At 49.0% G+C, this 24,215-nt stretch carries 24 protein-coding genes; 1 reads left to right on the forward strand and 23 read right to left on the reverse strand.

Translation table 11 applies throughout. From position 1 onward, the window contains the following. Positions 1-61: 61 nt before the first annotated feature. Genes recG through CEF13_RS17100 form a run of 4 tightly spaced genes read right to left on the reverse strand, consistent with a single transcriptional unit; the run spans position 62 to position 5,159 of the window. Positions 62-2,116 (reverse strand): ATP-dependent DNA helicase RecG, encoded by a 2,055-nt coding sequence (recG, locus tag CEF13_RS17085; RefSeq protein ID WP_166742721.1) that lies wholly within the window; start codon positions 2,114-2,116, stop codon positions 62-64. Between the two features lie 4 nt (positions 2,117-2,120). Further along, positions 2,121-2,975: a DegV family protein gene (locus CEF13_RS17090; RefSeq protein WP_102716420.1), complete on the reverse strand. Its 855-nt coding sequence runs from the start codon at positions 2,973-2,975 to the stop codon at positions 2,121-2,123. Positions 2,976-3,009: 34 nt separating this feature from the next. Then, positions 3,010-4,743: a DAK2 domain-containing protein gene (locus CEF13_RS17095; protein WP_102716421.1), complete on the reverse strand. Its 1,734-nt coding sequence runs from the start codon at positions 4,741-4,743 to the stop codon at positions 3,010-3,012. Between the two features lie 56 nt (positions 4,744-4,799). Next, complete coding sequence (locus CEF13_RS17100) at positions 4,800-5,159, reverse strand: Asp23/Gls24 family envelope stress response protein (RefSeq protein WP_102712303.1); 360 nt, start codon at positions 5,157-5,159, stop codon at positions 4,800-4,802. 292 nt (positions 5,160-5,451) lie between these two features. On the opposite strand from CEF13_RS17100, the gene rpmB reads away from it, so the two are divergent. Further along, the gene (rpmB, locus tag CEF13_RS17105) at positions 5,452-5,640 is read left to right on the forward strand and encodes a 50S ribosomal protein L28 (protein ID WP_102712305.1); all 189 of its coding nucleotides are present in this window, start codon (positions 5,452-5,454) and stop codon (positions 5,638-5,640) included. 98 nt (positions 5,641-5,738) lie between these two features. On the opposite strand, the gene spoVM is transcribed toward rpmB, so the two are convergent. From spoVM to dapF, 19 genes are all read right to left on the reverse strand, one after another. Continuing rightward, positions 5,739-5,819 (reverse strand): stage V sporulation protein SpoVM, encoded by an 81-nt coding sequence (gene spoVM, locus CEF13_RS17110; protein WP_010345573.1) that lies wholly within the window; start codon positions 5,817-5,819, stop codon positions 5,739-5,741. A gap of 120 nt (positions 5,820-5,939) precedes the next feature. Then, positions 5,940-6,215 carry a hypothetical protein gene (locus tag CEF13_RS17115; RefSeq protein ID WP_102712307.1) on the reverse strand — a complete coding sequence of 92 codons (276 nt, stop codon included), beginning with the start codon at positions 6,213-6,215 and terminating at the stop codon, positions 5,940-5,942. A gap of 11 nt (positions 6,216-6,226) precedes the next feature. Beyond that, a complete protein-coding gene (gene rpe / locus CEF13_RS17120; RefSeq protein ID WP_102712309.1) occupies positions 6,227-6,871 on the reverse strand; it encodes a ribulose-phosphate 3-epimerase in 645 nt (214 codons plus the stop codon). Positions 6,872-6,876: 5 nt separating this feature from the next. Then, positions 6,877-7,845 carry a ribosome small subunit-dependent GTPase A gene (gene rsgA, locus CEF13_RS17125; RefSeq protein WP_102712311.1) on the reverse strand — a complete coding sequence of 323 codons (969 nt, stop codon included), beginning with the start codon at positions 7,843-7,845 and terminating at the stop codon, positions 6,877-6,879. Next, positions 7,802-9,904, reverse strand: coding sequence for a Stk1 family PASTA domain-containing Ser/Thr kinase (pknB, locus tag CEF13_RS17130; RefSeq protein ID WP_102712313.1), 2,103 nt, complete (start codon positions 9,902-9,904; stop codon positions 7,802-7,804). Before pknB ends, rsgA begins: the two co-directional genes overlap by 44 nt. Before the next feature lie 5 nt (positions 9,905-9,909). Further along, the gene (locus CEF13_RS17135) at positions 9,910-10,671 is read right to left on the reverse strand and encodes a Stp1/IreP family PP2C-type Ser/Thr phosphatase (RefSeq protein WP_102712315.1); all 762 of its coding nucleotides are present in this window, start codon (positions 10,669-10,671) and stop codon (positions 9,910-9,912) included. Between the two features lie 7 nt (positions 10,672-10,678). Continuing rightward, entirely contained in the window at positions 10,679-11,725 is a 1,047-nt protein-coding gene (rlmN, locus tag CEF13_RS17140; protein ID WP_102712317.1) for a dual-specificity RNA methyltransferase RlmN, read from the reverse strand. A 100-nt stretch (positions 11,726-11,825) separates the two neighbouring features. After that, positions 11,826-13,343, reverse strand: coding sequence for a 16S rRNA (cytosine(967)-C(5))-methyltransferase RsmB (gene rsmB, locus CEF13_RS17145; RefSeq protein ID WP_102712319.1), 1,518 nt, complete (start codon positions 13,341-13,343; stop codon positions 11,826-11,828). Beyond that, positions 13,340-14,296 carry a methionyl-tRNA formyltransferase gene (fmt, locus tag CEF13_RS17150; protein WP_102712320.1) on the reverse strand — a complete coding sequence of 319 codons (957 nt, stop codon included), beginning with the start codon at positions 14,294-14,296 and terminating at the stop codon, positions 13,340-13,342. Before fmt ends, rsmB begins: the two co-directional genes overlap by 4 nt. Before the next feature lie 4 nt (positions 14,297-14,300). Then, on the reverse strand, positions 14,301-14,786 hold the full coding sequence (def, locus tag CEF13_RS17155) for a peptide deformylase (protein ID WP_208414360.1): 486 nt from the start codon (positions 14,784-14,786) through the stop codon (positions 14,301-14,303). Positions 14,787-14,828: 42 nt separating this feature from the next. Further along, entirely contained in the window at positions 14,829-17,321 is a 2,493-nt protein-coding gene (gene priA / locus CEF13_RS17160; RefSeq protein WP_102712324.1) for a primosomal protein N', read from the reverse strand. Next, positions 17,311-18,531: a bifunctional phosphopantothenoylcysteine decarboxylase/phosphopantothenate--cysteine ligase CoaBC gene (gene coaBC / locus CEF13_RS17165; RefSeq protein ID WP_102712326.1), complete on the reverse strand. Its 1,221-nt coding sequence runs from the start codon at positions 18,529-18,531 to the stop codon at positions 17,311-17,313. The genes priA and coaBC overlap by 11 nt, the downstream gene beginning before the upstream one ends. Positions 18,532-18,595: 64 nt before the next feature. Continuing rightward, positions 18,596-19,120 carry a YfiT family bacillithiol transferase gene (locus CEF13_RS17170; RefSeq protein ID WP_102712328.1) on the reverse strand — a complete coding sequence of 175 codons (525 nt, stop codon included), beginning with the start codon at positions 19,118-19,120 and terminating at the stop codon, positions 18,596-18,598. 103 nt (positions 19,121-19,223) lie between these two features. Then, positions 19,224-19,757 (reverse strand): NUDIX hydrolase, encoded by a 534-nt coding sequence (locus tag CEF13_RS17175; RefSeq protein ID WP_102712330.1) that lies wholly within the window; start codon positions 19,755-19,757, stop codon positions 19,224-19,226. 146 nt (positions 19,758-19,903) lie between these two features. Next, positions 19,904-20,113 carry a DNA-directed RNA polymerase subunit omega gene (rpoZ, locus tag CEF13_RS17180; protein ID WP_102712332.1) on the reverse strand — a complete coding sequence of 70 codons (210 nt, stop codon included), beginning with the start codon at positions 20,111-20,113 and terminating at the stop codon, positions 19,904-19,906. Positions 20,114-20,129: 16 nt separating this feature from the next. Continuing rightward, positions 20,130-20,747 carry a guanylate kinase gene (gene gmk, locus CEF13_RS17185; protein ID WP_102712334.1) on the reverse strand — a complete coding sequence of 206 codons (618 nt, stop codon included), beginning with the start codon at positions 20,745-20,747 and terminating at the stop codon, positions 20,130-20,132. 13 nt (positions 20,748-20,760) lie between these two features. Next, entirely contained in the window at positions 20,761-21,021 is a 261-nt protein-coding gene (gene remA, locus CEF13_RS17190) for an extracellular matrix/biofilm regulator RemA (protein ID WP_005548256.1), read from the reverse strand. Between the two features lie 430 nt (positions 21,022-21,451). After that, a complete protein-coding gene (locus CEF13_RS17195; protein WP_102712336.1) occupies positions 21,452-23,344 on the reverse strand; it encodes a bifunctional homocysteine S-methyltransferase/methylenetetrahydrofolate reductase in 1,893 nt (630 codons plus the stop codon). Beyond that, positions 23,341-24,186 (reverse strand): diaminopimelate epimerase, encoded by an 846-nt coding sequence (dapF, locus tag CEF13_RS17200; RefSeq protein ID WP_102712338.1) that lies wholly within the window; start codon positions 24,184-24,186, stop codon positions 23,341-23,343. The genes CEF13_RS17195 and dapF overlap by 4 nt, the downstream gene beginning before the upstream one ends. Positions 24,187-24,215 lie beyond the last annotated feature (29 nt).

Genomic DNA, 24,215 nt, shown 5'->3' on the forward strand with positions numbered 1-24,215 from the left:
TAGACACCTCCATCCGGCAATTTCATCCCTTAACTATATGCCGGTTGGACGTAATTATTGCCTAGTCCAGCTGTTCTCCTTGAAAATATTGGTCACTTTGCAGCACGCTGCGCACTCTGGCATAGGATTCATTGGTCCAGAAATCGTCGCGTTCTGTCAGCAGCGCAGCATCCTCGCGCGCAAGCTCCAGCACTTCATAGTCAGCAACCATATCCGCTAGCCGGAACTCTGGAAGCCCGCTCTGCTTCGTGCCGAAGAAATCACCTGGTCCCCGAATCTCAAGATCACGCCTTGACACTTCAAAGCCGTCATCCGTATCCGTCATAACCTTCATACGCTCGCGTCCCGTTTCGGATTTCGGATCGGCAACCAGAATACAATGCGATTGATGCTCGCCCCGGCCTACCCGGCCGCGAAGCTGATGCAGCTGAGACAAGCCGAAGCGCTCTGCATCCATAATGATCATTAACGTCGCATTAGGTACGTCAACCCCTACCTCAACAACCGTAGTCGCAACAAGCACCTGGGTTTCATTCGCTCCGAAAGCACCCATTACCGTATCCTTCTCGGAAGACGTCAGCCTTCCATGGAGCAGGCCAACCTGAAGATCAGGAAAGGATTGCTGCGTTTGCACATACAGATCAATCGCATTCTGAACATCCAGCTTCTCCGATTCCTCAATCAACGGACAAATAATATAAGCCTGGCGGCCTTTATTAACCTCTTTGCGGATAAAGGCGAGCACACGCTCCATCATCCCATGCTTCACCCAATACGTCTTAATAGGCTTGCGTCCATGCGGCCGTTCGCGAATCGTTGACACATCCATATCTCCGAATGCCGTTATGGCCATCGTCCTTGGAATTGGCGTTGCAGTCATCGTAAGCACATCGGGATTCATTCCTTTGCGCCGCAGAACACTTCGTTGATTGACGCCGAATCGATGCTGCTCATCCACCACGACGAGCCCGAGGCTGCGAAAGAATACATCCTCTTGAATAAGCGCATGCGTACCAACCACAATATCAATCAAACCCATCTGAAGGCCAGCTAGTAAATCACGCCGTTTGCGCTCGGTTAAGCTTCCAGTCAACAAGCCAACCTCAATACCCATACCCGCAAACAATCGCGTAAGCGAACGCATATGCTGATCGGCTAATATTTCAGTCGGAACCATAAGCGCCCCTTGATGACCAGAGCGGACAGCACCATAAAGCGCAATAGCTGCAACTACCGTTTTGCCCGAACCAACGTCTCCCTGCAGCAATCGATTCATACAAGAGGGTCTGCGCATGTCTACCAAAATCTCATTAATAACCTTCTTCTGCCCGTCCGTCAACTCAAAAGGAAGAGTTGCGGCAAACTCACGAATCGTTTCGCTCCCGATCGGGTGGGCGATTCCATCCGTGCGCTTGCGATTAAGAGCGCGATAGGCTTGAAGCTTCAATTGAAACAAAAATAGCTCCTCGTACACAAGCCGTTTGCGAGCGGCTTGACCCTCTTTTGTATCATCCGGAAGGTGAATCCGCTGTACAGCTTCTCTTCTTGCCATTAAATCATGCTGCTCAATAAGCTCAAACGGCAGCATTTCCTCAATCATCGATTCGTACTGTGTTAAAGCTTGACGAATTGTTTTCCGCATCCACGGCTGTGTAATGCTTCCACCCACCGAATAGACCGGCTGCAGCGTTCCCGACTTCGCCGCGCCTCCGCTTCCTGGAAATTCAGAATCTGAAATCGTCAGCTGCAGACGCTGCTGCTCCCATTTGCCTGTAAGCATGATCTCGCGACCGAGCACAAGCTGATCCTGAAGGAAGTGGCGGTTGAACCATACGGCCGTGACCAGCCATTGCCCCACTTCAACCTTGCAGGTAAGCCGTGACTTGCTTCGGCCATAACGCTGCAATACGGGCACGCCCCGGACATGTCCAAGCACAGTCACCTTCTCGCCTTCCTTAACGTCAGTAAGCTCACGAATACGATAATCCTCATATCGGTATGGAAAATAATCCAATAAATCTGCAACTGTTTGCACGCCAAAGGCGTGAAGCTCTTGTTCCTTGGGAGCACTCACGCCTTTGATTTGCCGAACAGAAATTTGATCTAATTTCAGCATACAATCACATCCTGTACATAAACACGGCTGATGTGCCTGGTCCGGTATGCGTTCCAATAACAGCCCCGATCGTAGTCCAGCCGACAGTCTTCACATTGAACTCGCTCTTAACAAGCTCGTGCAGCTCCTCAGCCGTTTCCTTACGGTCTGTATATGCAAATGTAACACCCACAGGATCATCGCCGTATGTTTGCTTTAGCATAGCAATAATGCGTGCCATCGCTTTTTTGCTGCCTCGCACCTTATCCACCGCAAGCACAACGCCTTCTGAATCAAGCGACAAAATCGGTTTGATATTTAATATAGAGCCGATAAGTGCAGAAGCTTTTCCAATACGGCCGCCCTTTTGCAAGAAGTCAAGCGTATCGACGAGAAAATAAAGCTCCATATTTTGCGCCAAACGTTCCATTTCTTCGATAATTCGTTCCTTCGATTCGCCTGCCTCTGCCATTTCAGCAGCCTTAATGACACGCAGCCCGAAACCATATGAAGCAGATTTGGAGTTGATAATCGTAATATCTGACTCCTGCTCAAGCATAGAATGAGCAATAACGGCGGATTGATATGTACCACTCAGCACCGCTGACAAATGAATAGATATAATCGGCGCATCAGCATCTTCACTAAGCAAGCGCTCATAAACTTCCGAGAACTCCAGCGGCGAAGGCTGTGAAGTTGTCGGAAGCGAAGAGGACTCTGCAAGCTTCTCATAGAATTGCTTGGACTCAATCGTTACAGCATCCAAATACGTCTCTTCTCCAAAAAGCACTTTCAAGGGTACCATCGATATCCCCAAACGCTCTCTGATCTCTGCCGGAATGTCAGCCGTGCTATCCGTAACTATTCGAACCTTCCCCACCATTGATCCCCTCCAACATTCAAACAATTGCCTATTACTCTAATGCAAAAACAAACGGATAGAGCGGTTGTCCACCATTCTGCACTTCAAGCTCAAGCTCTGGATACTGCTGTGCAACCCATTCGTTAAGTGACGCTGTCACCTGTTCTTCAGCTTCTTCACCAGTAAGAATGGTTAATAAATCTCCGCCGCCCTCCAGCATGCTCGTAATCAGCAGCTGACAAGCTTCAAGCAAGCTGGCCTTGGATACTACAATCGTTTTTTCCTTAATGCCGATATAATCACCCTCGCGGATGTCTACACCTTCAATTGTTGTATCCCGTACAGCCTTCGTTACTTGTCCAGAAAGCACCTGTTCCGCTGCGCTCCTCATCCAAGCTGCGTTGCGTTCCGGTGTTTCCTCTTCTTTGAAAGCGAGAACAGCCGCCAAGCCTTGCGGAATCGTACGAGTCGGTATAATCGTCACGTTGCGTTCGCTAAGCTCCGCTGCCTGCTCGGCTGCCAAGATAATATTTCCATTATTCGGAAGAATATAAATGTGCTCTGCCGACAACGCTTCAATCGCTTTCACGAAATCCTCGGTGCTCGGGTTCATCGTCTGACCGCCCGACAGAACCGTGTCTACATCGTTCTCCAAGAAAATATCTGCAATTCCTTCGCCTAAAGCCACCGCAATAATACCGTATGGCGCCCATTCATATACTTGCCCTGGCGGCATGCCTTGAATAGCTTGACCAGCAAGCAGCTCAGTCGAAGCGTAATCTGCCGCGCTCACCTCTTCAAGCTCATGCTCAAGCAGTTCACGATGCTGCTCCCGCATGTTAAGAATATGAATGTCGGTTAACTCGCCGTAAGGAATAGATAAATTGAACACATCGCCAGGCTTGCGCGAATGAACATGAACCTTAATAATATCCTCTTCTGCAATGACGAGTATGGAGTCGCCGTCTTTCTCAAGCGCCTTTTTGTAAGCGGATTCATCAAAAAACATTCCTGTATGCCCGTCTAGTTTGCGATTGATAAAAAATTCCATATCATAAAGAAACTCGATAGCTTCCGTCGATAAGCGCGCTTGTGCCGATGCAGGCTCTTGTTTACGTACAGCAGGAGCTGCGCTTGGAACGGCAACCTCTTCGGGCGGCGCTGCTTCTGAAGGCATTAGCTCCTGATCATGAAGACCGCTTCCGCCAATTTCCGAAAGGCTGTGAACAAACCCTTCATAGATAAAGACGAGGCCTTGTCCGCCAGAATCAACTACGCCAACCTGCTTCAGAACAGGCAGCAGGTCCGGTGTACGCTGCAGAGCCTCATGTGCCTTCTGATGCACCTCTCGCATCAGATCAGCTACATCATTCGTTCTGCGTGCGTATTGCACCGCATGCTTGGCTGCTTCTTTAGCGACGGTAAGAATTGTACCTTCAACAGGCTTTACTACGGCCTTGTAGGCCATATCTACGCCATGCTGAAGGGCAGCAGCCACTTGAGAAGCATTCGCCTCCTCTAGGCCAGCCAGCGATCTGGAGAAGCCGCGGAACAGCTGAGATAAGATAACGCCTGAATTCCCCCTTGCACCCATAAGCAGCCCTTTGGACAACGCTTCCGCTGCTTTGCTAATACTATCGGATGGCTTACTGCGAAGTTCGCGTACACCAGAGGTCATCGTTAAATTCATATTTGTTCCCGTGTCGCCGTCTGGCACTGGAAACACATTCAGTGCGTTAACATGCTCCGCATTACGCTGTAAATAATCCGCGCCGAGCAGTGCCATTGCCGCAAAATCAGTTCCGTTAATAGAACGCTTACCCAACGAAAATTCCCTCCCTGTTACCTGGATACCCTAACATCTTGCACAAATATGTGGACTTCTTCCACTTGCAGACCAATTACGTCATTCAGAACATATTTTACTTTGGATTGAATGTTATGCGCTACCTCGGAAATTTTTGTTCCATAGCTCACAATGATGTAAAGATCAATATGTAGATTTTCATTTTCCCTGCGTACCTCTACGCCACGGGTTAAATTATCTCTTCCGAGCAACTCGGCAATTCCGTCCTTTAGTTGTTTTCGAGAAGCCATTCCCACAAGTCCATAACAATCCATGGCCGCAGAGCCTGCGATAGTAGCTATGCATTCATCGGTTACGTATATGGAACCTAATTCGGTACTCAACTGCAGAGGCATGGAAATACACTCCCTTACTGAAAAAATTATGGACTATATATTATTGTACTATAAACGGCTACTTTATAGAAGTCCCCCATTAATTCCAGGTTTTCTGTGTAGATTCACGCATTTCTCCCATTTCAGCAAACACTTTCATTCATATTTAGGTTGAACAGTCCTCATGTTTATGATACGATATTCAAGTGTGTTTAAATGTTATTTCGCTTATGAATGAATTTTCCTCACGCATAACGAAGCCATTGCAAATGGAGTCTGTTTTCTTTCGCAAAACTTAAAGGAGGTGTAGTTCATGTCCCGCAAATGTTTTCTTACAGGTAAAGCACCTGGTTCAGGTAACAACGTTTCCCACGCTAACAACAAAACTCGTCGTTCATGGGGAGTAAACGTGCAAAAGGTTCGCATTTTGGTTGATGGTAAGCCGAAACGCGTTTATGTTAGCACTCGCGCACTGAAATCCGGTAAAGTTACCCGCGTATAATGAGTGGCTTCGGCCATAGACAAAAGCACCTGAGCCTCAGGTGCTTTTCTTTTACTTTTTCACGATCACGGCCGTAGGGGTGCCCGGCTGCATCGAACTTAGTTTTTCTGGAAGGTGTTCAAAATTGCCTTCACGAACCCGCCCAAAAATTTAGGCAGTTTTATTGTGTAAAATTTCATGCCTCATCCCTCCTCAGACACGCTCATCGAATTATTCCGTGACAAGAACCTACGCTCATGTATCCATCCTATGCGTCGTCAGTCCGTCCTATTCCATTGCACGTGTGGGAAGAAAGCGCATTATACGCCCGTTATTGTGGCGGGATTCTCTCGAACATATATAAAGATTGCCATAACAACAGTAGTAAGTAAATAAAATACAATCGCTAGAGCAAAAAAGGTAATGCGAAGGCCCAGCGTTTCAAATCGGCGAAAGTAGCGTATGCCTATGTATAAAGCCAAAAGCGAAAATAAATACCTGTAAAATTCAGTCATCTGGGCAAAAATGGTGAGAAGTAGGCCTACAACAAAGGCGTAGGCCACTACCCAAAGAGCCGTCTTTAACCGATCATTCATCGCATTGGCTCCTAACGCAGCGCGGCAATTGCCGCAGCTCGGTCCGACTCAGCGAATACAGCATTGCCTGCAACAAGCACGTTAGCGCCAGCCTCGCGTATAAGCCCCGCAGTAGCTGGATTAACACCGCCATCAACTTGAACATCGACAGCATCCAAACCGCGCTCATTAAGCATAGCACGCAGCTGACGCAGTTTAACCAGCGAGTAAGGAATGAACTTCTGACCGCCGAAGCCGGGATTAACCGTCATAATAAGCACGAGGTCAAGATCTTGCAGAATGGGCTCTAATACAGAAACCGGCGTGGCAGGATTAATCGCAACACCTGCTGGAAGCCCTTTTTCTTTAATATAATGAATGGTTCTATGCAAATGAACACAGGCCTCGGCATGTACCGTAATCCGATCTGCTCCCGCAGCAATATAATCCGCAATGGACTGCTCAGGACGCTCTATCATCAAATGTACGTCAAACGGCAGCGCCGTAGCAGAACGCACGACAGCAATGACAGGAGGACCAAATGTGAGATTCGGAACAAAATGTCCGTCCATCACATCTACGTGAATCCAATCCGCCCCAGCAGCTTCTACCGCTTGAATCTCCTCGCCAAGTCGAGCGAAATTAGCAGATAATATAGAAGGCGCGATAATAGTCATAGTTGTTAGTACCTCCTTTTTTTCTCTTTCAATTCAGCCAAAAACAACAAATAATGATCATGTCTGCTTTGATCGATTTCACCTCTAGCAAGTGCAGCGAGTACTGCGCAGCCAGGCTCGTGAACATGAGTGCAGCCTCTAAATTTGCAATCTGGTGATAATGCACGCATTTCGACAAAGCAATAGCCCAAATCCTCAATTCCAAGCTCCTGGAAATCAAGCTGGCTAAATCCAGGCGTATCTGCTACCAGACCGCCTCCGATCTCAATAAGCTCCACATGCCTCGTAGTATGCTTGCCTCTACCTAATCGGTTGCTGATTTCATTCGTTTCCAGCGTTAATCCAGGAACGATCGCATTAAGCAAGGATGACTTGCCTACGCCTGATTGTCCAGCAAATACAGCAAGATGGCCCTTTAGCCGTTCTTGGAAAGGTTTAATCCCTTCGCCAAGTCGGGAGCTAGTCCCAAACACCTCATAGCCGAGAGCCCGGTAAATACGATTAACGGAGGCGGCCGCAGTCTGCGCCTCCTCCGTTTCCATTCCGTCATTCTCCAAATCCTGTTTGCTTAGGCAAAGCACAGCTGGTATGCCTGCATGTTCAATATGAACGAGAAACTTATCGAGCAGCTGCAAATTCAAAGCGGGCTCCGTTACCGAAAACACGAGAATCGCCAGATCAATATTAGCGACTGGTGGACGTATCAGCTCAGAAGAACGAGGCAAAATTTCCTCAACAGTTCCTTCCCCGTTCTCCGTCAAGCTGTACATCACATTATCGCCAACAAGCGGTGAAATTCCCTTATTCTTAAAAACTCCCCTAGCACGGCACTGAACTGTTTCTGTAAGAACAGAAGCATCTTTGGCTCGCACGTAATAATAGCCGCTTAGTGCTTTCACGATTACACCTTGCAGTTGATTCACGTTCAGCTTATGGCTGCTGCTCCTGCTGTTGTTCTTCGATTGGTTCTTCATGGCCTGGTTCAACCTCCGTTTGCGCCGGCACATCAGAAGGCGGCACCTCTTCACCCGGAATGGTCAAGGTGGATGATTCTGATCCTTTAATAATTTCGTCATAAGTGATCGTTATCGTATCAATAAACTTGCCGTCACGAGTAATAGTCAGTCTCGCCTCTGTATCAGGTGACAGGATAACATCAACCGGGAATGTCCTCATATCTTTAATTTTGCGAACTCCCCACTCTATATCATCGCCGCGGGCATCGGAATAAACGATGCGCACTTCACTGGTTTTCCCTGCGACAGCAGGCGATATCACGATATTGAATTGATGCTCCCTCGCATCCTTAGGCGGACCGGAGCTTACTGTTATTGTAATCTTAGTACCCTTAACCACGCGATCATTGGCAGTAAAAGGATCTTGCGAAATCACTTCATCTTTATCGTGCAAGAAGCTAGGTTGATACAATATACCGTCATCTGCCAACACCAGATCTTTCGCTTTAATCATACTTTTGGCCTGATCAAGCTTCATACCAATTAAATTAGGCATCTCAACGGTTTCGCGGCCTTTACTGATGACAAACGTAAACTCAACCGTTTCCGGATTATACTGCTCGCCGGGTTTCGGTGATTGCTGCAAAATAGTTCCTGCTGCCTGCTCATCGAAAACCTCATCGTCGATAACGATCTGATTCTCGGTAATACCGACAGCGCCCAGCTCATCAATTATGGATTGCAAGGCTTTACCTACGTAATTTCCGACCTCTTGGAGCTCAGGCCCGGCACTCACCGTTAATTGGACGAATGAGCCTTCCTTCACTCGCATGTTGCTCTTCGTCTGACTGAGCACCTGATCGATTGGTATTTCTTTGTTGTGCTCTCTTAGAACAGGCTCCTCTACCTTAAGCCCTTCTGCTTCAAGCATCTGACGCGCTTCGGCCAGCGGCTTGCCGACAACATAAGGCACATCTACCTCTGCAACATCTATTTTGCCAAGCAGCCAGATAAAGCCCATAATAATAATCGCGAGTATCACCAGTGTAACGCCTACGACCGTAAGCGGCTTTTTCCAGCCCTTTGCCTTAGGCTGCAGCTCTGTTTCGGAGCCCGTTACCTCTTGGCTGACAATTGCTGCTTGAGTGCTTGTGTCCTTCGAGAGAGCTGGTGCCATATCACCGCGTATAGCTGGCATAACCCGTGTTTCTTCCAAATCATTCACACTCGTAAATGTTACTTTGGGTTCATTTAGCCGTTCTGGCCGCAAGCTTCCTTCCAAATCAAGCAGCATCTCATGCGCAGAGGCATAACGCTCGATTGGATTTTTGCGCATCGCTTTAAGAATGACATTTTCCACGCTTTGCGGAATATGAGGATTGACTTTGCGCGGCTCCTCGAATGTCTCCTGCAAATGCTTCAATGCTACGCTGATCGGGCTTTCTCCAAGAAAGGGAAGCTGTGCGGTCAGCATCTGATAAAGCACGATGCCAAGCGAATACAAATCGGATTTTTCTCCCGTATTGATGCCTTTTGCATGCTCCGGAGAGAAATAATGAACCGAGCCGATTACGGACCCGGTTTGGGTAATCGTAGACGAGGTAACCGCTCGCGCAATCCCAAAGTCTGTTACCTTCACTCGCCCGTTTTTGCCAATTAAAATATTATGAGGCTTAATATCGCGATGGATAATATGATTTTGATGCGCATGATCAAGCGCATCCGCTATTTGCATAGCAATACGCACCGCTTCATCGGCTTGCAGCGGCGCACGCTCTTGTATAATCTCATTCAAATTATGGCCTTCAACGTATTCCATAACGATATAATGCGTATCATCCTCTTGTCCAACATCATAAATGCTGACGACATTTGGATGAGATAATGCTGCTGCGGATTGTGCCTCACGGCGAAAACGACGAATAAATTCCTCGTCGTGCACAAATTGCTGACGCAGCACCTTGACCGCGACATTGCGGTTGAGCAGTACGTCATGCGCTTTATATACAAGCGCCATTCCGCCGCCGCCGATGCGCGTCAATATTTCATAGCGTCCGCCTAAATCGTGTCCGATCACCTTCGTCACCCCTCTCGATTCATGACAGCAGCTTCCTGCAGCAGAACGACGGTAATATTGTCGTCTCCGCCAGCATGCAGCGCCAGCTGAATGAGATATTCCGCTTTTGCATCTAATTCTAGTTCTTCGGACGTGACCGTTTGCAGCATTTGCTGATCGTTCACCATGTTAGATAAACCGTCACTGCATAGAAGCAATACATCCTGCGGAGACCACTCCACCTCTTGAACGTCAATATCTACGTGGGCATCCGTACCGACAGCTCGTGTAAGCACATTGCGCCGTGGATGATGAGCAGCCTCTTCTTCGCTAAGCTGCCCGGATTTAACCAATTCATTGACTAGCGTATGGTCATTTGTTAATTGCTTGATGACGCCCTCAGTAATCTTATATGCTCGGCTGTCTCCAACATGTCCAATTATGGCATTATCCTGCTTTACCAAAGCAGCCACAATCGTCGTACCCATGTTATGGTAGTTCTCATTGCGGGAAGCTAATTCAAATACAGCTTCATTCGCTTGCGAAATCGCTTGGCGAATAAGCATCTTGCCTTCTTGCAAGGATAAATTAGCTTTGGCGGCATGCTGCTCCAGCATGCTTCGGAAAGCATCGACTGCTTTCTGGCTTGCGACGTCGCCTGCCTGATGTCCGCCCATACCATCAGCTACGATGGCGAGCGTTATTCCATTATTCAACTGACTAACCCAAGATTGGTCCTCATTCACTTGTCGGACCCGTCCAATATCACTGCGGTTTGCCGTTAACAATCAATCATCACCCCGTCGTGGATTCCATATGTTTCGCTCTTAACTGACCGCAGGCTGCAGCAATGTCATGCCCTTGCTCCCTGCGAATCGTAACACTCACTTTATTGCGCTCAAGCACACGTTGGAATTCAAAAATATCTTCGCGAGGCGTCCGAACGTAATTGCGTTCAGGCACATGGTTAACTGGTATCAAGTTAACATGGCATAGCATGCCTTGCAATACATCAGCTAGTTCCTGCGCATGCTCGGCTTGGTCATTCACTCCGCCAATCAATGCATACTCAAATGTAATTCTGCGGCCGGTCTTCGCAATGTAGTTATGACAAGCTTCCATTACATCAGCAAATGGGAAACGACGGTTAACCGGCATCAGCTTCGAGCGCAAAGTATCATTTGGCGCGTGAATAGACAACGCTAGATTGATTTGCGTATTTTCTTCTGCGAATTTATACATGCTCGGTACAATACCGCTCGTCGATACCGTGATATGACGTTGTCCGATATTGAGACCCTTCTCATGAATCATGATGCGAAGAAACGCCATCGTTGCATCATAGTTCTCGAACGGCTCTCCCGATCCCATAATAACAATACTCGAAACGCGTTCATTAGTTGCGTCAAGCATCTGCTGGGCTGTAACGACTTGAGCGACAATTTCCCCTGAAGTAAGGTTGCGCTTTAAACCGCCAAGCGTGGAGGCGCAGAAGGTACAACCGATCCGGCAGCCAACCTGCGTCGTTACGCAAATGCTGTTTCCATAATTGTGACGCATAATAACGGTCTCAATGGCATGCGCGTCATGCAGGCCGAACAGAAATTTAACCGTTCCGTCCTTCGATTCAAATCGCGTAATTTCATTTAGCGTAATAATTTGGAAATGCTCATCGAGCTTTTCACGCAACGCCTTTGATAAATTGGACATATCTTCAAAGCTCTTCACACGCTTCACATACAACCAATCAAACAGCTGTCCTCCGCGAAATGCGGGTTCGCTATTTTCCACCATCCATTGTTGAAGCTGTTCGAGCGTGTAGTCATATATACATGGTTTCATTTCATCACACCTGTACCTTAAAGTAGGGCGGTCAGCTGGTTAATGCGCGCCGCCATCGATTTATTTTACCACAAACGTCCATGTTCAACCATAAGCCCGATTATGGACGCTTTTTCATACGTGCTATATAGAAACCATCGCTATCGAAATGCTGCGGCATCAGCTGTGCTTGACCATCAAATTGGTCATCAATTACGCCTGCCTCTTTCAGCTGCTCTACGATACCCTCAGGCCAATTGCGATCTAATTCAAATTCGGAATGCTCTTCCAGAAAACGGGCTATCTGCTTTTCATTCTCATCCTGCTCAATCGTACATGTGCTGTATACGAGCACGCCGCCGGGACGAACCAAATCACATACGGTATTAAGCAAACGGTGCTGCAAGGCTGTAATTTCAGCTACATCTCCAGCAGTCTTAGTCCATTTGATTTCCGGCTTTCTCCTAATCACACCGAATCCGGAGCATGGCGCGTCAAGCAGCACAGCATCCATAGAATTCGGCTTAAATCGCTCCGCAAGCTTAAGCGCATCCCCTGTAATAGCCTCGACATTGCGAAGCTTTAAACGTTCGGTCTGCATGACGATTAAATCACGCTTGTGAGCATGCAAATCATTAGCCCACACTTTCCCCTTGCCGTCCATGAGCTCTGCAAGATGAGCGCTCTTTCCGCCTGGTGCGGCACAGCAATCCAGAACCTGCATCCCGGCTTGCGGTGCAACAACTTCGGCAACGAGCATGGAGCTCTCATCCTGTACACTCCATAGCCCATTGCGATATCCGTCTGTATCTGCGAGATTGCCGCCGCGAATAATCGCTATGCCTGCTGGAGCAACTGCTGATGGTTCAGCATCACAGCCCGCTGCTTTCAGAAGCTCGATTACTTCCTCGCGGTTGCCGCGCAGCCTGTTAACCCGAACGCTTGAATGCGGGTGCTCATTGCCGGCTGCGCATATGGCTTCAGTCATCTCTGCGCCGTATGCCTTCACCCATCTGCTCACAAGCCATTCCGGATAGGAGTGACGGAGTGCTATCTGCATAATAGGATCGGCATGCTTAATCTCAGATGCTTGAAGCTCTGAACGGCTTCGATCAACGCTGCGCAAAACGCCGTTTACCATGCCCGAAATACCGGAATGGCCGCGTTTTTTCGCTATTGTAACAGCTTCATTAACCGCGGCATGCGCCGGGATGCGATCCAGATACAGCAGCTGATAGGCGCTCATACGCAGCAATTGGTGCACCCAAGGATCCAGCTTATGTAATCCTTTGGAAACAAAACGGCTGAGCCAATAATCAAGTGTAGCCTGCCGCTGGATCGTCCCATAAACAAGCTCTGTGACTAATCCAGCGTCAGCGCGCTGAAGATTTGCATCCTGAAGTGTCCGATTAAGCTGCAAATTGCTGTATGCTCCCGTTTCAGCTACCTTAACCAGCGCATCCATCGCTAGCTCGCGCGGTGATTTCACTTTACGCGAAGCTTGCTGTATAGGCTGCTTCGCTTGATTAGACCTGTTTCCACGGGTGGTGTGTTGTTTTGGTTTTCTGGCTGCCTGCGCAGCATTACGACTCGAGCCTGAGCTGCCGCCGCTTGGTCTGTCTTTACTTTTCTCGGTCATACCGTACCTCCATCGCCAAGCAGCGTGCCCGCTTCAAGCCTGGAGCCTTTAAGCCATTCCGCCGCGTTCATCGGTTTTTTGCCCGCGGGCTGAATGTTTTTGAGAACTAATATTCCTGCTCCGGTCTGTACTTGAATTCCGTTGTTATCGGCTGCAATAACGGTGCCAGGAGCTTTCGCGGACGCTTTCGCAGCACCGTTGCCAAGCTCTTCGCAATTCCAAATTTTGAACACTTCACCATTCAAATAAGTGAACGCCCCGGCCATCGGAGACAGACCGCGCACTTGATTAAATAAAGCACGCGCTGATTTGCTCCAATCTATATGTTCGTCATCGCGCGTCAAATTCGGGGCGTATGTCGCATCCTCATTACGCTGCGGCACGGCTTTCGCCTCGCCTGCAATAATAGACGGCAATGTTGCGCCAAGAAGCTCAGCTCCAGCTATGCTCAGCTTCTCGAACATCGTTCCCGATGTATCCTCATCGGTTATCGGAAGTTCTACCACACTAATCATATCACCGGTATCTAATCCTTCAGCCATATACATGATCGTAACGCCTGTCTTATTCTCGCCATTAATAATAGAGCGCTGAATCGGAGCGCCTCCCCGATATTTAGGAAGCAGCGAGCCGTGTACATTAATGCATCCAAGACGCGGAATGTCCAGCAGCGCCTTCGGCAAAATTTGACCATAGGCTGCCGTAACGATAAGATCCGGCTGCAGCTGCTCCAAAGCACCAACCGCTTCCGCGCTCCTCATGCGTTCAGGCTGCAGCACAGGCAATCCGAACGACAACGCCGCTTCCTTTACAGGCGGCGGCGTCAACGTTTTTTTGCGGCCCTTCGGGCGATCCGGCTGTGTCACCACAGCAACAACATTGTATTTCTGCTCCAAGAGCAGTTTCAAAGAGGGAACGGCAAATTCCGGCGTTCCCATAAATACGATACGCATGAAGCTATTCGCCGCCTTTTTTCTGTCTTTCCGAAATGTCGTAGATGCTTTCCGCCAAATCGGTAAACAATATCCCATTCAAATGATCGATTTCATGTTGAAAAGCCCGCGCGAAATAACCGTTAGCTTCTACAGTAAACGTTTGACCGCTGCTATCCTGACCTGTTACTACAACGCGGTCTGCGCGCAGCACATCACCGTTCAGATTTGGAATGCTGAGGCAGCCTTCTGGTCCGAGCTGCTTGCCTTCCTGTTCAACAATGACGGGATTAACCATTTCAACCAAGCCGTTCTCATCACCGACATCCACCACGATCACACGCTTGGAAATGCCGATTTGCGGCGCGGCAAGACCGACGCCTTCTGCATCATACATCGTTTCTGCCATATCCTTCAGCAGCTTTTGCAGATTTGAATTAAATTTCGTAACTTCCTTAGCCACTTCCCGCAATACCGGATCAGGCTCTTTCACAATTATACGGATACTCATTGTATTCCCTTCCTTTACGATCATTAAAATAGTAATCCTTATTTATAATATAACTTGAGGGTCGACGTCAACACTGAACTGCACCTGCCGCTGCGGCGGACCGTCCGTAAACGGCACTAACGCCTTGCGCACAAGGGCTGAGGCATCAATGTTCCCACGATATTTTATCACACATTGAAAACGGTAGCGATCTTTCATTCTTGAAATCGGCGACGACACCGGTCCAAGCACCTCCAGCGCTCTGCCAAAACCGCTGTTTAACGGCAGCAGCACGCCTTCATGCTCGGCAATCTCCCGAAGCTCCGATGCGAATTGTTCACAGACAGATGATAAGAGCGGAAGCTGCTCATGCGACATGGTGACCAGGATGAGCCTGCAATACGGCGGATAGCTCATGGCGCCTCTATGCCTCAGCTCTTCACTTACAAATGCCGCATAATCATGCTGCTGCGCGGCTATGACAGCGTAATGTTCCGGCGCATAGGTTTGTACAACAACTTCGCCCGGCAAATGATGCCGCCCTGCGCGTCCAGCAACCTGGGTAAGCAATTGAAAAGTTCGCTCCGCAGCGCGGAAATCAGGCAAGTTAAGCGACGTATCAGCTGCTATGACGCCTACTAGTGTAACATATGGGAAATCCAGCCCTTTTGCAACCATTTGAGTACCCAATAGCACGTCAGCTTTACGGTCTCCGAATTGCTTAAGCAGCTTCTCGTGCGAGTTTTTTTCCGTAGTAGTATCCACATCCATACGAATAACACGAATGCCTGGAAACAGCTTGGACAGCTCCTCCTCAACGCGCTGTGTGCCTGTGCCAAAATACCGAATATGCTCGCTTTGACAAGACGGACAAGTGGTTGGCGCTTGCTCTGCATGTCCGCAATAATGACAGCGAAGCGCTCGTGATTTCTGATGATAGGTAAGCGAAATGTCGCAGTGAGGGCATGCGGCCGTATAGCCGCAGGAGCGGCACATGACGAATGTCGAGTAGCCCCGCCGATTGAGCAGCAGGACCGATTGCTCCCCGCGCTCCAGCCGTTCTGCAAGCGAGCTGTGAAGCAGACGGCTGAACATCGAGCGGTTCCCTTCCTTCAACTCTTCGCGCATATCAATAACCGTTACTGGCGGTAGCGGCCTTCCGCCAACCCTGTCCGGCATAGGCAGCAGAGCTGGCTCGCGGCCCTGATCACGAGCCGTTAAAGGGCGATTTGCTGCTGCAAAAGATTCTAGGGAAGGCGTCGCCGAACCAAGCACGACAGCCGAACCATGCTGCTTCGCCCTTCGCACCGCAACATCGCGCGCATGATATTTGGGGCTTTCCTCTTGTTTGTAGGAGGATTCATGTTCTTCGTCTATTATGATAAGCCCGATACGCTCAAACGGGGCGAAAATGGCAGATCTCGCTCCAATGGCAACCTGCACCTGCCGGCTGCGAATTTTGCGCCATTCATCATATCGCTCGCCGTTAGACAGCCTGCTATGGAGCACTGCAACTGCATCCCCGAATCTCCCTTTAAATCGCTCCACCATTTGCGGAGTAAGCGATATTTCCGGGACGAGCACAATCGCTTGCTTCCCCTGCTCCAAGCAAAATTGAATCGACTGCAAATACACTTCCGTTTTGCCGCTGCCCGTTACGCCATGCAGGAGCATCGTCTGCGGCTCGCCTGCGTCAACGGCCCTCGAAATGCGGTCATACACATCCTCCTGCCCCTCAGTCAGCGCTAATGGTGTTGTACGCACAAACTCGCGCCCTGCATAAGGATCACGCTGCTGCTCGATCTCACGCAGCTCCAGCAGCCCCTTATCGGCTAACGAGCGCACACTGGCTGCAGAGCCGCCTGTTTCTGCTAACAGCATCTGCATAGGCAAAGGACCGCCATGATCCAGCATATACGCGAGCACCTCGCGCTGCTTAGCCGCTCGCGTAGACAAGGCTTCCATAGATGCTCGCACCGCCTCCGCATCAGGCGGAACAAATACCGTCAACACTTTGCGAATCGCCAATCGGTCACGAATTGACGTATGCTCCACCAGGACGCCTTCACGCAAAGCATTCTTTATGAGCTTTGCATGCTCAGGAAACCGCTCCAGCAGTGCCTCCAGTTTAACCAGCCGACCGCTTGCGCCTATCCATTCTAATAATTGCTCAGGAAGCTCTTCTGCCGCAGCCTCTTCATCCTCAATGCCGATAAGCCTCTCCGCTTTTCCTTTCAAAGCGCCAGGTATCATAGCCTGCAGGGCAGTGGTCCATGAACAGCAATACTTATCGCTCATCCACTTTGCCAGTTCAATTAAATCCGGCAGCAATGGCGGCACATGGTCCAGCAGCTCAGATATAGGCTTCAGCCGCTTGGAGTCAATGTCAGTCGTCTCCCCTAGCGCTGTAACAAAGCCCTGCAGCACCCGGCCTCCGAAGGGAACGCCGACGCGGCTGCCTACTTCAACCCAGTCCTCCATCGCGGAAGGGACCTTATAGTCAAACGGCCGATCCGTCTGGCGGCTCGGCACGTCAACAATAACTTTAGCTATCATGCGCCGTACCCTCCACAGAGGCTAGCCGCCCGGCAATCAGCTCCAGCAAGCAATTCGCAACCTCACGCTTGGACAGGATCGGCAAGGATACGATAAGACCCTCCGCGCCAAACACCTGTACAATATTCGTATCTCCGTTAAAGCCAGCGCCCTCTCTGCTCACATCATTAGCAACGATGAGATCGCAATTCTTGCGCTGCAGCTTGTCCATCGCATAATGTTCTACCTGCTCCGTTTCTGCGGCAAACCCAACCAGAAACTGACGGCTCTTGCGCTTGCCGAGCGTCTCTAGAATATCCGTCGTCCGCTCAAGTTCAAGCACAAGCCGCTCTCCGCTCTTCTTCAGCTTCTGATCGCTAATGTCTACCGCCCTGTAGTCGGCAACAGCTGCAGATTTCACTACAATATCGGACTCCTCAAAAACATCCATTACTGCATCCAGCATTTGCTGCGCCGATTCGACACGGATAAGCCGAACCCCAGCGGGTGGCGCAACAGAAGTACGGCCTGCAACTAACGTCACATCGGCTCCCATCAGCTGCGCCGCTTCCGCAATAGCAAAGCCCATTTTGCCGGAGGAATCATTCGTTAAGTAGCGGACAGGATCAAGCCGTTCCATCGTACCGCCCGCAGTTACTAGCACCCGCTTTCCAGCAAGCATGCCCCCTCGAACAAACCACGCTTCGATTGCCGCCATAATGTCCTCCGGCTCTGCAAGCCTTCCCTTCGCGACATAACCGCACGCAAGCTGCCCCGTTCCCGGCTCTACAAACATAGCGCCGCGCGAAGCCAGCAGCTCCATATTATGAACAACAGCAGGATGCTCGTACATATGCACGTTCATAGCCGGTGCAATCAGAATGGGACAAGTCGCCGCCAGCAGCGTGGTGCTGAGCATATCATCCGCATGCCCTCCTGCCAGCTTCGCCATCGCATTTGCAGTTGCAGGAGCGATAACAATTAAATCAGCATGGTCGGCCAAATCGATATGGGATACGACTCCAGGGTCTCTTTCGTCAAAGGTATCTATATGAACCGGATTGCGTGAAAGTGTTTGTAAGGTTAATGGGGTAATAAACTTAGCAGCCGATTCTGTCATAATAACATTAACCTTAGCACCCGCCTGCACCAGCTTGCTGCAGAGCGCGGCGCCTTTATAGGCTGCAATTCCGCCTGTAATGCCGAGTATAATTGATTTTCCTTTTAACATGGTATATCTCCTATTCCAAAGAAGCTGCTTCTACTGGACGCCTCATGCTGAACAACTGCTTAAGCTACCAATCCTTCCGTTCTCTTAAGCTCGTAATATGAGCAACATGATGCCTTCCATGCCACGATACATAACCAAGAAAATAAGCTAGGCCAATCTGGCTGCCCTTCTCAGGGTGATAGAACATTCTTTCAAAATCAGCAGACTCCATCGAACGAAGCAGCAATACCCATCTTGCATATATGCCTTCAATAATTGCTGCGCTCGTACTAGGTGATGCCTGCAAGCTATCCGCGGTTTCCGCCCAGCGGTCCGCATTAAAAGGCTTTATTGTCGGATTGGCCTCAGTGAGCGCAAGCTTAAATCGCCCGAAAGAATTGATTGAAGCATCGGCAAGATGATGAACCACCTGGCGCACCGTCCACCCGCCGCTTCGATAAGGGGTATCTAACTGTGTCTCATCTAAATCTGACAGTGCAGCCGCGAGCTGCGAGGGTAGCTTCTCCATGTCAGCAATCCATTGCTCACGATGCTTAACGGTCATTCCCTCAAACGAGTATCTTCCAATTGGATAACGTAATTTGTCCATTCCGTTCCCTCCTGTTTCTCGATTCCTGCAACTTCAATCACTTATACTATCATAACATATGCAGCATCAAAATCTAATCAAACCTTCAGCATTAAACACGTGTTTATTCATTATTATTTTTCAAAAAATGGGTCATCCTATAAAGCTCTGCAATATCAAAACGGCCAATTTCCTCAAATCTTCTCACAGCCTCATCAATGTGAACCGCCTCTACCGCTATTACCTGCTCGCCATCTGGCGGATTTAACGGCTCGCCGACAAGCTTAACCTCTCCGTATCCCACTAGACGCACGAAATCAGGATGGGGAATATGCGGTCTATAGGGCTCATCTGCGGATGAGTGGCATTTAAAGCAGCCGAAAAGCGTATACGAAAGGAGCTCGGCGCCGAGCTCTTCCTTCACTTCTCTAGCAAGTGCATCCATATGATGCTCCTTCGGTTCAAGCGTCCCGCCAACAAGCTCCCATTTGCCGTTATCTATTTTCATTACGACATACTTATCGCCTACAGTAGGGATGATGCTAATATTGCTCACAGAAGCTTCGTCCACCTTATAATCGAGCGTGAAGCAGTTCTCTACATAGCCCCATACAATTCCTTTCGATAAAGCCGGAAATTGCTCAAGCGTAATCGTCATTTGATCCATCATCCTTTTCAATATGTATTCCGCTTATGAATCTGTATCTAAATCATTTCATAAGCACTCACCTTCCTCAACATAAAAAAAGGAGTGACCTGCATCGCTGCAAGCACTCCGATTTCATTCTTGTTTCTTAAAACGAATTAATCCTCTTTGGTAGCGAGGTTCTCAACTTGAAGGATTCCGCCATAGATTTCTTCCAGCGCAACGCCTACATATTTACGGGAGCGAGGGTTTTTGAGCTCTGACTTGTCGCCGTTGCGAAGCATACGTGCACGTCTCGAAGCTGCTACTACAAGCGTGTATTTACTGTCAACCTTTTTCACCATTTCATCAATGGACGGATATAACATCGTTCATTCTCCTCACTCATGCTTTCTCGATTGCGGCCACCATGCCCGATACATAAGGCAAATATCGTTCTCTGCGGCAGTGCTCTGCAATGATAATGCTTCGGATGCGGTCACAAGCATTATCTATTTCATCATTCAAGACCGCATAGTCATAATGACCGAGCAAATTCATTTCCTCTACAGCGACGGACATTCGATTATTAATCGTATCCAATGATTCCGTACCACGTCCGGTAATCCGCTGCTTTAGCTCATCCAGAGACGGAGGGAGCAAAAATACAAAAATGCCTTCTGGGAACTTCTGCTTCACCTTAAGCGCACCCTGCACCTCGATCTCCAAAATAACGTCTTTGCCACTAGCTAAAGTGCGCTCGACAAAGTCACGTGGAGTACCATAGTAGTTACTAACATATTCAGCATGCTCCAGAAGTGCATCTCGCTCAATCATATCCAGGAACTGCTCTCTGCTTTTGAAAAAATAATTGACACCATCGATCTCGCCATCGCGCGGCAGCCTTGTAGTTGCCGACACCGAATAAATCAAATCAGGCATTCTCTTCCGAAGAACGGAACATACCGTTCCCTTGCCAACCCCTGAAGGGCCGGACAACACAATTAACAATCCCTTATCCATATTACTCCCCGTACTATTCGTCGTTATCGTCATCCTTGGTAGACAAACGGTGCGCTACCGTTTCCGGCTGAACAGCCGATAGGATGACATGATCACTATCTGTAATAATAACCGCACGCGTGCGCCGGCCGTAAGTTGCATCAATTAGCATGTGTCTGTCGCGCGCTTCTTGAATGATCCGTTTAATCGGTGCTGATTCTGGGCTTACAATTGAAATAATGCGATTAGCTGAAACAATATTACCAAATCCAATATTAATAAGTTTGATAGCCAAGCCCGGTTCCTCCTCCGCCTGCGGTAATTCCTTGTGCAACTGTTGTGATGAATCCAATTCTACATGTGTAACAGCTAGCGCCGTCCTCTGGCGGTTCGACTTGCCTTCGAGGTGAGAATAAAGCCAATTATAAATGTGAAGCGACTGCATCTTTTATTTAAATAAAAACGTGACAGGCTCGTGTTCCGATCCTGCCAAAAAAAGACAGAGTCTCTGCACTATTGTAGACAAAATTAGTGCCGGGCATACCTTTAGCGTTAAGAGCTGCTAGTTCGCTAAAGCTAAATTTGAAGAGCCTGTCCTTGCTCTGCTAGATGAGTGCGACAACGACAGTCTTGATTTATTCTAATTGATTTTTCACAATCGAACAAGCAGAAAAGCGAAAACTAGCAAAAAAGTCGGTTTTTTGCCATTTTTCTAACGTATTTAGCTAATTTCGATTCGCTTTTTGCCATACGTAGTTCGTAAGCTGCACGCCCATATCATAGAACATGAAAGGTGTAATTAAATAAATGCCGTTAAAGTGCGGCATTGCTGCGTCAAGCAGCTCCTTTGCAATTTGCACGCCTTCTGCTCGGCCCGCTTCACCTTCGAGTCCAGCCATTCGCTGCCGGACCTCATCGGACAACTGAATACCCGGTACCTCATTATGCAAATATTCGGCATTACGCCCGCTCGCCAAAGGCATAATGCCAATGAACACCGGAACGGATAAGTGCTTCGTCGATTCTGCAATTCGTTCTATTAATACCGGGTCATAGACGGGCTGTGTCATAATATAATCTGCGCCTGAAGTGATTTTCCGTTCAAGACGCTGAACCGCTTTGTCCAAGTGCTTAACGTTCGGATTAAAAGCAGCTCCGACAATAAATTTTGCTTTTTGCTTGAGCGGCTTGCCTGAGAAGGCCGTCCCCTCATTCAACTGCTTGATCATTCGAATCATTTCGAAAGAAGTTAGGTCATATACCGAGCTGGAATCCGGCAGATCGCCAAACCGCGCGGGATCTCCTGTAACAGCAAGAATATGATCAATATCAAGCGCATCCAGTCCCATCATATGAGACTGTGTGCCGATTAAGTTCCGGTCGCGGCATGCGATATGAACGAGCGGACGAATGCCTACCCTTTCCTGCACAAGCGCGGCAAGCGCGATATTGCTCATCCGCGTCACAGCCAGTGAATTATCCGCCATTGTTACCGCATCAGCATTTGCATCCTTCAATGCTGCCGCTCCGTCCATAAACTTGCGAATATCAAGATCACGAGGCGGATCAAGCTCTACGATAACCGTATGCCGTTTCCGGACAAGATCAACAATTGAAGGCTCGCGTTCTGCTTCTTGCTGCGCCGTTGAAACTGCTTCTGCAGGCTTTGCAGGTGGCTGAACATGGATGATCTCTTGCGGCGATGCGGCAGCACTAGGCAAAACAGCCTGAGGTACATAGCCGTCAAGTGCGGCTGATATCGCGGCAATATGTTCAGGTGTAGTACCGCAGCAGCCGCCAATTAAGCGGGCACCGCGATCTGCAAAGCGCCTTGCCATTTCAGCGAAATATTCAGGACCCGTGGAATACGTATACTTGCCATCGACATAGTCAGGAATACCCGCATTGGGGTAGACCGATAAAGGCAGGCCGATTGGTCCGTTGATGGAATCAATCGCACGCATAATTCCGTTCGGGCCGCTGCGGCAGTTAAAGCCTACTACGTCGGCTCCAGCAGCTTGCAGCTGATCGAATGCCGATTTCATACCATTCCCATCCTGCGTACGGCCAACATCCTCTACTGCGAACTGACAAATAACAGGAACGCTTGAAGCTGCCTTTGCGATGCGAAGAGCCAGCATCATTTCATCCAAATCATAGAAGGTTTCCAGCAGCAGTCCGTCAACGCCCTCATCAAGAAGGGCATGCATTTGCCGCTTGTAAGCATCGCTCACCTTTGCTGTCCGCAAATTTTTCAGTTTTCCGTCGCGGATAGAGCCTACAGCTCCGACAACGTAAGCGTCTGCGCCAATTGCCGCACGTGCAGCACGAACGCCAGCACGGTTAATTGCTTCCATCTCGCCTTCCAAGCCGTATTTCGAAAGCTTCTCGAAATTAGCTGAGAACGTATTCGTCTCGATTACACGAGCACCCGCATCATAATAGCGGCGGTGTATGTTCTCAATTACGTGGGGACGAATCACATTAAATTCTTCATATGAAACACCGACAGGGAACCCCATCTGATATAGATAGGTTCCCATTGCGCCGTCACCGGTCAATATACGCTGCTCAAGCGCTTCTCTCAAATCCGGTTTAGCATGATTCAACCCGTTCATATTGCGTCCTCCTGCAAGCTGCCGCGGAATGATACCGCTGCAGGTCCAGTCATGTATACGTGATTATCCGCTTCATTCCATTCAATTAGCAAATCGCCGCCTTTGAGCGATACGGTGGCCGTCCGATCAGTTACTCCATTCAGCACAGAAGCAACGACCGTTGCGCATGCGCCAGTGCCGCATGCTAGAGTTGGGCCAGCTCCTCGCTCCCATACCCGCATGTCGGTATGCGAACGGGAATTAACGGATACAAATTCAACATTTATTTTCCGCGGAAACATCGGATGTGTTTCCAACTTTGGACCCCATGCTTCCAAATCAAATGAGGCTGCGTCGTCCACATAAATAACGCAATGCGGATTGCCCATCGAAACAGCTGTGAAAAGGAATTCGCGGCCATCAACCTCTATCGGATGCTGTATGACACGCTCGGCATCTACCGTCGTAGGTACCTGCAGGCCACTCAGTATCGGCTGCCCCATGTCGACGCGCACGGAAGCAACTTCGCCTTCATGGATCGTCAGTTGAACCTTCTGGGCACCCGCACCAAGCGTTTCGATCGTCATTTCTTCTTTATCCGTTAATCCATTGTCGTATACATATTTCGCAACGCAGCGAATGGCATTGCCGCATTGCTCAGCTTCAGATCCATCGGAATTAATAATACGCATGCGGAAATCAGCAATGTCTGATGGCAATATATAAACTAGTCCATCTGCGCCGATTCCAAAGAAACGGTTGCAAAGCCGAATTGCCAATTCTGCCACATCAGCGGGAAGCTGCTGCTCTCCAGTTATGATAATGAAATCATTTCCCAACCCATTCATTTTTGTGAAATCCATCAAATTGCCCTCTCCTTGCCGTTTCTATC

Origin of the sequence: Paenibacillus castaneae, from assembly GCF_002884445.1 — a bacterium.
In the GTDB taxonomy this organism is placed as follows: domain Bacteria; phylum Bacillota; class Bacilli; order Paenibacillales; family Paenibacillaceae; genus Pristimantibacillus; species Pristimantibacillus castaneae.